Origin of the sequence: Pantoea sp. Morm, from assembly GCF_016643525.1 — a bacterium.
GTDB classification, from domain to species: domain Bacteria; phylum Pseudomonadota; class Gammaproteobacteria; order Enterobacterales; family Enterobacteriaceae; genus Pantoea; species Pantoea dispersa.
In genome coordinates this window covers 26,112-38,060 of record NZ_VOQX01000048.1, presented here as the reverse complement: position 1 = coordinate 38,060, position 11,949 = coordinate 26,112, and the positions used below count along the sequence as shown (strand labels likewise).

The window sequence follows — 11,949 nt, the reverse complement described above, 5'->3', positions numbered from 1 at the left end:
CCAGTATGGCCATCATGCGCGCCGACATGTCACCGTACAGCTCGTAGTTGGAGCTGAACACGTGCACGCCGTTCTCGCGGAAGAAACGCTCGTTCTGAAACAGCGGGGCGGCCATTTTAATGCCCATCCGCTTCGCCTCTGCCGAGCGGGCAATCACACACCCGTCGTTGTTAGAGACGACGACGATGGGCCTGCCGCGCAGGTCGGGCCGGAACACGGTTTCGCAGGAGGCATAAAAGTTGTTGGCATCCGCCAGGGCAAACATGGTCACTCTCCGGCGGGTCCGCTGAATCCCAGCCCGGCTACGTCGGTGAGGGCATAGGCCACCACGCCCCAGACCGGCAGCGGCTGGCTCACGTCGATCAGCGTGACGGTTTCATCCGCATCCGGCGCCTGCAGGGCGGGAACGGGTTTGAGCAGCAGGCGCCGCAGCGTGAGCTCGCCTTCCACCTCGGCAACAATGAGCTGGCCATGCGTCGCGGCCAGCGCCCGGTCGATGGCCAGCACTGAACCTTTCACGATGCCGGCGTCAGGAAAATCGCTGTCGCTGCGCATCAGATAGGTGGAATAAGGGGAGAGGCTGACGAGGTGCCCCAGGTTCAGGCGCGTCTCTCTGTAATTCTGGGCCGGGCTCTGAAAGGCCATAGACAGTCTCCGTTCTGACAGCAGGTAAGCGCGGTGAAACAAACGGGTTTTACTGGCTTCAGTGTCGCGGGGGCATATCACATGCGCGCGCCCTGCAGTATTTTACGCGCCCGATTATCCACTGTCGCCAGGGGAGGGCTGCCGGCCGCCTGAGCAGCGACTGCCACTGCGAGGCGGCAGTCGGCCAGTCATGCGCCATTTCCGCTCTGACGGCGGGCTGACTCAGCTTCTGATAATAATTCATACGTGCTCCTGACAGCGCCTGTGTATAACGCTTACAGGCCGGATGACATCTCTGATATCAGTATAACCGCTATCCTTACAGCCACAGCGGGAGGTCTCTATGTGCGGAAGATTTGCGCAGTACAGCAGCCGTGGTGAGTATTTTGACGCGTTGTGCCTGACATAGGACGAAATTACGCTCGACCCGGAGCCCATTGGCCGGTTCAACGCCACGCCAGGCACGCGTGTGCTGCTCCTCATCGGGAGCAGGCCAGAAATGCTGAACCAGATTAAGGCCTAAGGAAAGCTGCCCGTAGTGGCTCTTAAAACCAATTATTTTAAAAGCCGATCAACAGGATTTTAATGGAGAAGTAAACAGTGTTATCAACGAAGGCCACAGCCGGGTTTCTCATTTTCAGTCATTATTCAGCTCTGTTTGTATACGGGAGATCTCATGCCGTCTGAACCGGGTATCCGACACGATATTACGCTGGGGCTTTACTGCCTGCCCGCCATCATTGTTATCAGCGTTGCAGGCTATCTAACCGACCATGTTGCCGCAGCCAGTATCGCAACAGGTGGCGCGATTACCCTTGCTTTCGGAGCAAACAAAACATGGGGAGGGTCATCACTGTCATTGCTCGCAACCACTGTGGCGGGTCTTATTTTTTCTGCCTGGCTGGGTAGTCTGACTGGAAATATATTTTCCCTGTATGTGGCCGGTGCACTGCTTTACACCGGCTTGTATGTGGTGATGGCTAACATCGATGTCAGTGCATGGTGGATGCTGCAGCAGTGGACAATTACTTACCTCGTGTCGGGCAGCTTTGCCGGAACCCCGGAGCATGCCCTTCTGCGTGCCGGCCTTGTCGGCGCAGGCGGAACACTACAGATGATAATTCTGGCAATAATCTTCCAGCGACGAAACTTTCAGCTTCGCGATTTCAGCCCGGGCACGTGGAAACGTTTTTTAATGCATTTTCTTGTTAAGTACAAACATCGTGTCCATCTGCAATGGTCAGTCATATGCGGCATGCTGGGGATGGCTGGTGCGCTGACGGCAGTTCATCTGCTAAACCTGACTAATGGCTACTGGGCGGGTATGACGCTGCTCATCTGCCTGCGAAATAATTACCGGGATACGTTATCAAGGGTGCAGGCACGTGTGCTTGGCACGCTGACAGGCTGCATTACGGCAGCCGGCCTTATCGATTATTGCAGCAGTTCGTTATTCATAATGGCTGGCTTTATTATCACCGGATTTGCTGCCTTCACCTTCTCTTATTCAATGATTAATCGCTCGTATGGCCTCTTCAGCTTTCTTATCACCACAATGGTGGTTTTCATGATCTCCGGATTCGGCATTCCTCAGACAGGTATTGCTCTGCACCGGTTTGAGTCGACTGCCCTGGGAGGGGCAACTGCTATTCTGGCGATCATACTGACCCGTATGGCCACGCGCGAACAAATTATGAAGGTTAGCCGCTCAGGGACAGGATGATTTTTTATCATTAATGCCATCCACTGGACGATGGGCGGGGCGCGTCAGCGTGACGCCCGCTACGAACGCCAGGATAAGTACCGAAAACATGCATGCCATGCAGGTCACCTGCGAGGGCCAGTGCATAATGTCAGGCAGCAGAATCCTCCCGCCGATACCTAAAATGCAGGGAGCCATTCTGCAGAGCGATACCAGAGATAGCCTGTGGGCTCAGGCTATGCTCCCTCCTTAATGATCTTATCCACAAATACACAGGAGCGATCCAATAACAGTTCCACTTAGATCCCTTAAGTTCCATATAGATCCCGGCCCTCTGCAAACCCCGCCATCGCTGGCCTGAGGCCATATCCGGATGTGTACTGAAGGGATCTTCATGTGTGCTGGCGGGTGAAATATGTGTGCCAGCGGGATGGCAATGTGTCGTGCCGGGATGTATTGTGTGTGCTGGCGGGAAGAGCCCGGATCATACTCTTGACCAGCACATACGCGCAGGGAATTCACATAACAAAATGAAAGAAAACACTTTTATTGGCGATGCGCTGTACAGCGACATGATCAGCAAGGAAAAACAACTCACAGTTAAATCTAATAATACCGTGCAGCCCGTCGCGCTGATGCGACTGGGCGTTTTTGTGCCCAAGCCTTCAAAATCACAGGGGGAAAATAATGTTGTAGATGCCTCCGAGCTGTTTTCCCAGCTGGAAATCGCCAGAGCTGAAGGTTACGACAACATCAACATTGCGGGCCCGCGTCTGGATATGGACTGCGACTTCAAGGTCTGGATTGGCGTTATCTATGCATTCAGCAAGCACGGGCTTAATTCAAATAAAATCGAGCTGAAATTTAGCGATTTTGCAAAAGGGTGTGGGTTTTCAGCCAAGCGCATAGACAGTCGTCTGCGCAGTGCCATTCATGAATCGCTGGGTAAACTGCGTAACAAATCGATCTCGTTTAAGCGGGGAAAAGACGTACGTGGCAGCTACCAGACAGGCCTGCTCAAAACCGGCTATTTTGACGCTGACAAAGACATTGTTCAGCTTGAAGCCGATGAGAAGCTCTGGGAACTTTTTCAGCTCGATTATCGCGTGCTTCTGCAACAGCATGCTATTAAGGCGCTTCCAAAGAAAGAGGCAGCCCAGGCCATATATACCTTTATTGAAAGCCTGCCCGCTCATCCCATACCCGTAGCCTTTGCGCGCCTGCGTGAACGCCTTTCGCTCTCCAGTTCGGTGAGCGAACAAAATCGCACGATCAAAAAAGCGCTGGAGCAGTTGCAGAAAATCGGGTATCTGGAATTTTCACTTGTCCGTAAAGAACGTGAGAATTACCTTATTATTCATAAACGTAATCCAAAACTCAAACCATCAGATCTGCAATGATATGAGACAGTCGGGTCTGATCTGGCTATCAGTAAACGTGTGTGCTGCCGGGCACGCTATCAGGAGCAGAGTACCCGTGTGAGTGATCAGGATCGGCTCATTCGTGTGTGCTGTCGGGAAAGGCTCTTCTTCACCTCGTATCTGAGTCTGGTAACGCCCTTAAGATGTGCGCTGGCGGGAAAAAACTCCGTCATTCCCCCGCCAGCGCACATCCTCGGTATTCTTATCCCGTCAGCACACACTTACATGCTTCTTATCCCGCCAGCGCACATCTTAAGGGCCTGCACCTGTAGCTGGCAGCCTGATTATCCTCATATATATGCACCACGTATAAGCGACAGCCGGACTGACGATGGCTCAGCACGGTTACTTTGCGCTCTCTCAGCACTGCAGCACTTTCCCGCTGGCACACATGCTCTCGGCAGTACTCTTCTAAATATCTCAGTGCGCACGACTTTGCCAGTGGAAATCGAGGCTCACGGCTTCCCCGTCCTTATCCATAATTATCCGTTCTCTGGCACAGACGCCGTTGGGTATGACTTTTTTCCAGTGCCGGTCTGTCAGCTCCGGATGCACGGGGATAAAAAATATCCCCGTCAGAAGCCACAGGCGGGATTCAACCTGACTGACCGTCTGGGGTGACAGCCAGAGCGGCATGCTGAAACCCAGGGCGCGGGTGTCCGCAATCCGCAGGACACCCTCTGGTGGCGGTGAATCGGCAAACACGACCGCGGGCAGAGGAGCACGCAGGCAGAGAGAGCCGTACCGGGGAAAGCTGTCACCCTCGACCGTAACAGGAAAATCGAGATGTGCCGCAGAGATACCGGCGGCGGAAGACGTCTTCCCGCTGAATCTGTCCTCGCTGTAAATCATGCCGGTAAGATTTTCTTCCCGGACAGCCCGGGCGTGCGCGTGTTCAGCAACAGCGCTGCAGAAGGCACTGAACGTAGATGCTGGCATCTCCCCGAGCGGATAGCGCCGGAAAATGATTTCCCGCTCAGGATGGTTGAGGAGTGACTGTCCGCGGGTCTGTAAAACATTTTTGAGTGTGAGCTCAAACCCGTCGCGGGATACCAGCGTCCAGAACAACCAGGCTGCCGCATCTTCCAGCAGCTGTGAGTGAAATTCATTTTTCATGACGTAATTTTCCTTATGTTATCCCGGAGCACCCGACTGAAGGGAACGGAGCGAAGCCTTTGTATGCCCCGTCGGAACTATGATAATCATGCGACAGCAGTCAGCTAATCTCGCTGGTCAGTTCTCAATAAAAACGTTGCTTCGTGACAGCCGCACACAGCCTGCGGGTCAGAAACTGGTTGTCCTGCAGGCAGGCCGCTGAGGCCGCCCCGGGCAGGGTCGCTGACGTTAAGATTATCTTTATTATCCCTGATTTTATTTTGATTGCGCCTCCGGAGTGACGGCGTTCCATTCCGGCATTGTAGGCCATGAGACCTTTACGGGTAAAATGATTGCAGATATATATCAGGCGGCAGCGCAGCGCTTTCCGGCGTTCAGCGCAGCACGCGAAGGATCCCGTCGCTCATGACCTGCGCCGGCCTGGTAAGCACATTCCGTCCCGCCTGTGCAGGCGCAGCCGCGGTGAAAATACTTAAATTTGCTTAATCCACTGAAACTGTGCGCGATAATTTGTAAATTCGACGTATTGCGGCAATCAGCCGCGGTTTCAGGGGATAGGGAATGCTGGAACTTTTTGACGTGAGCTATGAAGAGCTCAGGACAACGCGGGCGTCAGAGCTTTACAGGCTGCGCAAGCAGACCTTCAGTGACCGCCTGGGCTGGGACGTGGTCTGCAGTCAGGGAATGGAATCGCTCCGGTGGACTGACATTAAGGCTATGCCGGCCGGCCGTCAGTAAAGCATGGGATCGCCCGCAGCAGGCACAGGCGCGATGGAATCACCAGGCCGTCACAGCGGGCGGGCATCATATGCTATTAAGATCTTCCAGACGAGAATATCGGCAGCAACTTACGTTCAGCTGAATAAAAAATGGTTATACCTGTGCAGAACGGCCACGCGCGTGCTGTGAAGGTTACCCGGCTTGCTCGCGGACGGCAAAGGTGCACCTGCATCCTGAGTGTCCGGCCGGGCGGATCCGGTAGCCACTGTAGTCAGTAATTGCGCTCAGAAAATGTCAGAGCTAAGCAAAAGACGCATGCAGAGGGGAGTAGCAGATGCCAGCGTGCATATAGTGTACATTTTTACAGTATACAGTGAACCCAGGCGAAAGCAGCCCGCCCGGATCCCTCAGCATTGATGTCAAACAGGACGAACATCAGATAAGCAGCATTTCCGGAAGCTGCTAATGCCGTTTAGCGTGCAGCCTTAAAGATGGCAGATAAATGGAGGTTCTGCAGGTGCCGGCGCGATCCATCGCATTCCCTGACTGCTGCTTCACGCCATGCAGCCGCCGGCCGGAGCGGCCCGTGGATCCATACAGACGGTCAGGGTGCTTTCATCTGCACGTGACCGCCGTCGCTGAAAGTACCGGCCGCTACCAGAAACGCCAGCCGGTCAGATGCAGCGCGCGGGCGATGCCCCCGAGCGCGGTGAGGATGAGCAGGCCAGCCAGCCCCGCCATGGCGCTGAAGCCAAACCGGACGAAAAGAAAATAGCCGGCCACGCACCCCGACAGGAACGAGACGATGGTCACGAGGTGCGTGCCGAGCAGCGCCCGGTGAGCGGGCGCATCGGCCGCCTCGCGCCGGCTCACCGACGCCCGGAGCCAGGAGCCCAGCGCCATACCGGCATCGGTCAGGGTTCCGGTCACGTGCGTTGACCTGACCCGCCCGCCGGAAAGCTGCGTGGAGGTGGCGTTATGCAGGCCCATCAGCAGCGCGAGCGTGACCAGCACCTCGCCGTTGTTGCGGATGCTGTACCAGCGGATTTCAACCAGCGAGGTGGCCAGCAGCAGCACGCCCTCACACAGCAGCACCAGGCAGAATACCGTGCGCACGTTACGCCGCAGGCCAAAGGCTACGGCGAGGCGCGCCAGCGTGGCGCCCGTCACGAAGGCCAGGATCAGCACCGCCAGAAAAAGCAGGCCGTGCAGGTCATAACTTCCCGCCTCCGCGGACAGCTGGGAGGTGTTACCCGTCATGTGGGAGGGGAAGAAGCCAAATGCGCCGAAGGCCATGGCGTTGAGGACGCCAGCCGTGGTGGCAAGCGTAAGGGCGAGCAGGCGATCCTCACCGTGGGTACGGTGTTTTTTTCTCCTGAGGAGCATACGGTCAGATCCTGATGATAAACGGAGCTTTATTATGAGTAATCATGCGCCGTTAGCAATCAGGCCCTTACCCGGCCACCGCCTTTTTTTCCGCGGGGCACACGTTCCGCATTCCGGCCGTCCCGCCTGCGTTTTGACCTGACGACTTAGACGACGGGCAGGAGCACGGCCAGCATCCAGACGCTGGCCAGCCCCGTCACCAGGGTCGTGAGCAGCAGCGGCAGCGGCGACCGCTCAGGGGGCAGAAACTGAACCTGCAGACGGGGCAACGCCAGGCGGGACCGCCGCCGGCGCCACCGCCGGATCTTTGCACCCAGACTGACCCAGAGATAAAGGTTCACCGCCGCGAGCCCGGCCATCAGCAGCAGATCCGTCAGCGTCACAAAATTCCGCCAGTCCGCTATCACGGGCGCCCCCCGGGCAGCAGCAGTGAGCGTGCCTCAGCCGGATCCATCGAGAACCGCACGCCGAGCTGGCGGGTCACGTCCAGCGCAAACACCCGGGTATACCACTCGGTGGACTTCGCGTCCTTGTGCCCCATCAGCGTCTGGATCACCTTCTGCGGCACCTGGTGCTGCACCAGGTGCATCGCAAACGAGTCCCGGAACGTTTTGGGCGTCACCGGCCGGATGGAGAAGGTGACGCCGTCACGTTCAGCCGCCGCGACCGCCTGTGAGATCCAGCTGCGCGCCGTGTCCTCGCTCCTGATATCCCACAGCCGGGCGCCCGCCGGCGGGCTCACCGTCGCAAACCATTCTCTTAACCGCTGCACGAACCCCGGATCGGTGAGCGGCACCGCGCGCGGCGGGTTGTCTCTGATTTCAGCCTCCGCGTCCCGCTCCGCCTGCTGCTCCTCCCTCGTCGGGCGCCCGCGCCGGCGGCTGCGGTTGCGTGCGGCCTCCTCGAGCCCGCGCTGCTTGAGGGTGCGCAGCACCACGAACGGTGACGACAGCGGGGCGCCGGTGAGCGGGTCGTCGAGCACGAAGTCCTCCCGGGTCAGCGGCAGAATTTCATTCAGCCGCCCGCCGGTGTTCCACAGGGCGTCGATGAACAGCCGTTTGCGGAGATCGGTCACCTTAGCGAGCAGCACCGCCACCTCAGGCGCCAGCAGGTAGCGGGGCATGTCGGTGCCGTAGGCGGCGGCGAGGTTGCGCAGCGCCACCGCACTTTCGTAGTCAAAGTAGCGCGCGGCGCCATGATCGTGCAGATTATGCTCAGCGACAGCGCTGTGCGAATTCTGCGGGATTTTGCGGGGTAAAGTGCTCAGATTTTTAATCTCCGTCGTCTGGCAGGTGAGAACGTATTTTCGCGCGTCTGTCCAGCGAAAACCACGGGAATAAATCGATCCGTCCGGGATCCGTTCCGGATCGGTTTTCCGGCTATTCTCCCGTATACGGAGAATAACCTGGACGGCGCGGAATAAAAAGCGGGGCGATCGGCGGCATTTCCGGCGAAAAAGGTACCGTAACTTACTGACGATAAAGAGAAGTTCTGCAAGAGGGCCCCGTCACGATCGCACCAGGCACTCCGTCGTGTATGCCTGGTCTCCGTGACACTTAATCTGCGAAGCCATCCATGCCGGAAATCTGCTGTGGGATCCAGTCGGCCCCCTGCGTCTCTGACGTTTATTTTAGTAAGGGAGGGGAGGCTGAAAAGCGTTCCGGCCCCGCGAGCCAGAACAGCACCCGGCCCTTTCCTGAAATTCGCGATGCTCTGCGCCAGTTGGTATTATTGATAGAAGAAGCAGGATAAATGGTTTACTGAAAACAGGAAATTACTGGACAATAAATTGATATATATAAAAAGGTGTAATAAACAGAATTTATTCTTTTTTTTAAGTGTGAAAAGTTATAAGTTTAATAACTTAACTATGTATCAGTGCTAATGTAATTTCTTTACGGTCAGTCAGGAAGGAAAATGTCAAGCCTGCTGAACTGAACCCGATGGCTGTCACCATAATCAGAGGATAATAATTTGGAAAACAGTAAAAACCGGCGGCTGTTAATAAAGGTATGGGCGTGGCTTATTCCCGTACTGACGCCTGCTATGGTATCCACATTAATAGCAGCTATATTTCTGTGGGGGCATCTTCTGCGCACCGGACATACAGAACTTTTCTTTGACAGCGTATCGTTTTCCTCCTTCTTCGGTTATCTGTTTTTTTTCGCCGGCGTGAGTATTGCAGCTTTCTGCCTGCTGATATTCATGCCCTCTCTTATGGCAGGCCTGTTTATCAGCAGCGTCGGAGAAAGGGATGACCAGAAAAGAGAGCTGGAAGAAAAAAACATCGGAATTGTCATTATAACCGCGCTGCTGTCCGTGCTGGTTATATTTGGTTATTATATGATATCGTTATTCACCGGAGAAAAAATTCAGCAAAACGTCAGTATTCAGATGCTGATTATACTGGCAATCAGTATGGTAATGACGGTAATTTTCAACAGAACCATCACGCGGGTCAAAATTTCAGGAGCTACCTGGCAGAGCAAAGTGAAAGTGTTATTTTTCATGCATTGTTTCCAGCCATTGCTGATCGCCTGTGCTGCATGTATTTACGTATTTCCTCTGGAGATTTTTCTTAAATATCTGGAATTTCCGGAAGGTACAAGTGAAATCAGGCAGACAGGTACGGTCATTGCCATTTCAATGTTCGTTATTGTATTTTCGTTTATCCCGGGCATTGTATTTCTGAGGCTCAGAGCGCAAAGCAGTCTTATCAGGATGGTAGCTCTGATAAGCGGTATTATGGCAGCCATGCTGTTTGTCATGTCAGTATTGGTATCTGCTGTTCCTGCGCTGATACTGACCCTGTTTTTACGCATGTCCGGCGTGATTGATCTGACTCCAAAAATTTACGGCGTCCCTGTGGCAAACTATCCCGAAGAATATTTCAGCGACCCAGGCTGGAACGCCAGACGTTCTAAAGATGGTAAAACCTACCTGCTCCAGGCCGTTAAGCTTTATTCACTGGGCAATATACGACTTTTATGCCCACCTGAGTTAGCCACCGTCTACAAAAAAAGCCTGAGATATCAGATTCTGGACATTCATTACGATGAAAGTCTGAGGGGGCAGCTTCAGGAAAGTGCTTCACACTGCCGGAAAGTTGATGGAGGTACGCTTCTCATGATGGAAAAATTACCCGCGCCGGAAAACCCTGCGAAAACGTAGAAAACAGGAAGAGCAATGAGCGAGACTGATTTTCCTCTGTTTTTTCTGAAAAAGATGCAAATCTATTACAATACGTCAGGGGAAAATCAGACAGCATTGTTTATTATGAAGGCCATAGATAATGATAGACGAAAAATTATCAAGCCTTTAACGTTTTTATGTTATTCCGGCAATGCTAACTTAGTCGTATAAAAATGCATGAGAGACAATTTAAAACTGAATGCTTAAATTCAGGGCTGAGCCGGTCTACGGCAATCAGGGTATACTGAAAATATAACGCGATCTGCTCGCTGAAAAAAAATCAGGCTGAACAGGCTCGCCGCATTCAAAAAATAACTTGCAGAGGTATTTATCGTTCTGATTATCAACAGGTTGCTTCCCCTGTCAGATTCTAACTAATATCGAAGCATTCTAATACTCGATAGCCTCGTTCATTTAACCGGATTCTGGTTATACATAAAATCAAAATTTTTATTATGTCAGGCCAAAGAAGACTCAGCACTCTCATTATTTTATCATATACACTCACTTATGAAATTAAAGTTATCAGAATTAACGAGCTTCAAAGGGTGAGAGACTAAATTTATGCATATCTTCCACTGATTTATATAACCATTAAAAATAATTTTTACATTTAACACAATTAATCACCCACTAATAAAATATCTTTAGAAAATTTCGATAAAAAAATTATGAATGCACTGAGAATTCATCTGACTTCAGTTATTACACGTTTAGTCAAAGCACTTAAAAGCTCATACCCGATTGTTTGGGAGGCCTGAGCAACTCTGTCCACCGGTAACTGTTCTCCCCATAATTCAACCGGACTTCCCGGCAAAGCATTCAGGCATGGTGTCAGATCGACTGCCAGCATATCCATAGAAACGGTTCCAATCGTAACGGTCTCTCTGCCATTGACTATCACGGGAGTGCCGCCGGGAGCATGGCGGGGATATCCATCTGCATATCCGCAGGCAACAATTCCGATGTTATGGGCTCTGCTAGCCACGTATCTGCCACCATAACCAACGCGGCTACCTGAGTTCAAAGACTGAACTGCAATAATTTCACTTTTCAGGGTCATCACCGCTTTCAAACCGGTTTTCGAAATATCCTGATATTTACCGCTCGGCGACGCGCCGTATAACACAATCCCCGGGCGTACCCAATCTCCATGCGATCTGGGATGCCACAGTGTAGCTGCCGAGTTTGCAAAACAGCGCGGCAGATAATTGTTTGGAACCAGTGTGTTGAGAATTGTCATTGGGTCATCTATACCAGCAGGTTCATCTGCTCCCGCAAAATGCGTCATCAATGTAATTTCACCAATGTTAGGGTTGGCGCTCGCTTCAAGCCAGGCTGCGTTTAACCTGTCCGGCGTAAAACCCAGGCGATTCATTCCGGTATTCACCTTCAGATAAATATCTACTGGTCGCTGCAGTCGGGCATCTGCAATCGCAGACAACTGCCAGAAACTGTGCACTGCAGTAGTAATTTTATAGCGATCTATAATTGTGAGGTCGTCAGGTTCAAAGAATCCTTCAAGGAGTAGCAGGGGGCCCTCCCAGCCAAGTTCCCTCAGCTCAACGGCCTCTGCAAAGTCGAGTAAGGCAAAGCCGTCAGTATCCTGCAACCCCGGGTAAACGTTACTAACACCATGGCCGTAGGCATTCGCTTTGACGACCGACCAGACTTTTGCCTGACCGGCGGCTTTCTTCATGACATTGAGGTTGTTTCGCAAAGCGGAAAGACTGATTTCAGCCCGAATTGGACGAGGCATATTTGCTC

The 11,949-nt window shown here is 53.2% G+C and carries 10 protein-coding genes and 2 pseudogenes; 5 read left to right on the top strand and 7 right to left on the bottom strand.

Annotated elements, in window-relative coordinates; genetic code table 11:
• Window positions 1-265: pseudogene (locus FT726_RS16785) on the bottom strand (DNA polymerase V subunit UmuC); the annotation flags it as partial.
• A gap of 2 nt (window positions 266-267) precedes the next feature.
• A complete protein-coding gene (locus FT726_RS16780; protein WP_346303116.1) occupies window positions 268-645 on the bottom strand; it encodes a S24 family peptidase in 378 nt (125 codons plus the stop codon).
• 343 nt (window positions 646-988) lie between these two features.
• On the opposite strand from FT726_RS16780, the pseudogene FT726_RS16775 reads away from it, so the two are divergent.
• From FT726_RS16775 to FT726_RS16765, 3 genes and pseudogenes are all read left to right on the top strand, one after another.
• Window positions 989-1,126: pseudogene (locus tag FT726_RS16775) on the top strand (SOS response-associated peptidase); the annotation flags it as partial.
• A gap of 195 nt (window positions 1,127-1,321) precedes the next feature.
• Complete coding sequence (locus FT726_RS16770; RefSeq protein ID WP_167144520.1) at window positions 1,322-2,368, top strand: FUSC family protein; 1,047 nt, start codon at window positions 1,322-1,324, stop codon at window positions 2,366-2,368.
• 509 nt (window positions 2,369-2,877) lie between these two features.
• On the top strand, window positions 2,878-3,747 hold the full coding sequence (locus tag FT726_RS16765) for a RepB family plasmid replication initiator protein (RefSeq protein WP_346303115.1): 870 nt from the start codon (window positions 2,878-2,880) through the stop codon (window positions 3,745-3,747).
• A 441-nt stretch (window positions 3,748-4,188) separates the two neighbouring features.
• Here FT726_RS16765 and FT726_RS16760 read toward each other — a convergent pair whose 3' ends face one another.
• A complete protein-coding gene (locus tag FT726_RS16760) occupies window positions 4,189-4,884 on the bottom strand; it encodes a hypothetical protein (RefSeq protein WP_346303114.1) in 696 nt (231 codons plus the stop codon).
• A 561-nt stretch (window positions 4,885-5,445) separates the two neighbouring features.
• Here FT726_RS16760 and FT726_RS16755 point away from each other — a divergent pair.
• On the top strand, window positions 5,446-5,622 hold the full coding sequence (locus FT726_RS16755; RefSeq protein ID WP_346303113.1) for an acyl-homoserine-lactone synthase: 177 nt from the start codon (window positions 5,446-5,448) through the stop codon (window positions 5,620-5,622).
• 636 nt (window positions 5,623-6,258) lie between these two features.
• Here the strand turns inward: FT726_RS16755 and FT726_RS16750 are convergent.
• The 3 genes from FT726_RS16750 to FT726_RS16740 all read right to left on the bottom strand — a co-directional run bounded on the left by FT726_RS16750 (window position 6,259) and on the right by FT726_RS16740 (window position 8,152).
• The gene (locus FT726_RS16750; protein ID WP_100701425.1) at window positions 6,259-6,990 is read right to left on the bottom strand and encodes a YoaK family protein; all 732 of its coding nucleotides are present in this window, start codon (window positions 6,988-6,990) and stop codon (window positions 6,259-6,261) included.
• Window positions 6,991-7,136: 146 nt separating this feature from the next.
• On the bottom strand, window positions 7,137-7,373 hold the full coding sequence (locus tag FT726_RS16745; RefSeq protein ID WP_346303112.1) for a hypothetical protein: 237 nt from the start codon (window positions 7,371-7,373) through the stop codon (window positions 7,137-7,139).
• Between the two features lie 20 nt (window positions 7,374-7,393).
• Complete coding sequence (locus FT726_RS16740; RefSeq protein WP_407075074.1) at window positions 7,394-8,152, bottom strand: tyrosine-type recombinase/integrase; 759 nt, start codon at window positions 8,150-8,152, stop codon at window positions 7,394-7,396.
• Between the two features lie 812 nt (window positions 8,153-8,964).
• Here FT726_RS16740 and FT726_RS16735 point away from each other — a divergent pair.
• A complete protein-coding gene (locus FT726_RS16735; RefSeq protein WP_346303111.1) occupies window positions 8,965-10,161 on the top strand; it encodes a hypothetical protein in 1,197 nt (398 codons plus the stop codon).
• 709 nt (window positions 10,162-10,870) lie between these two features.
• Here the strand turns inward: FT726_RS16735 and alr are convergent.
• Entirely contained in the window at window positions 10,871-11,941 is a 1,071-nt protein-coding gene (gene alr, locus FT726_RS16730) for an alanine racemase (RefSeq protein ID WP_346303110.1), read from the bottom strand.
• Window positions 11,942-11,949: the final 8 nt, after the last annotated feature.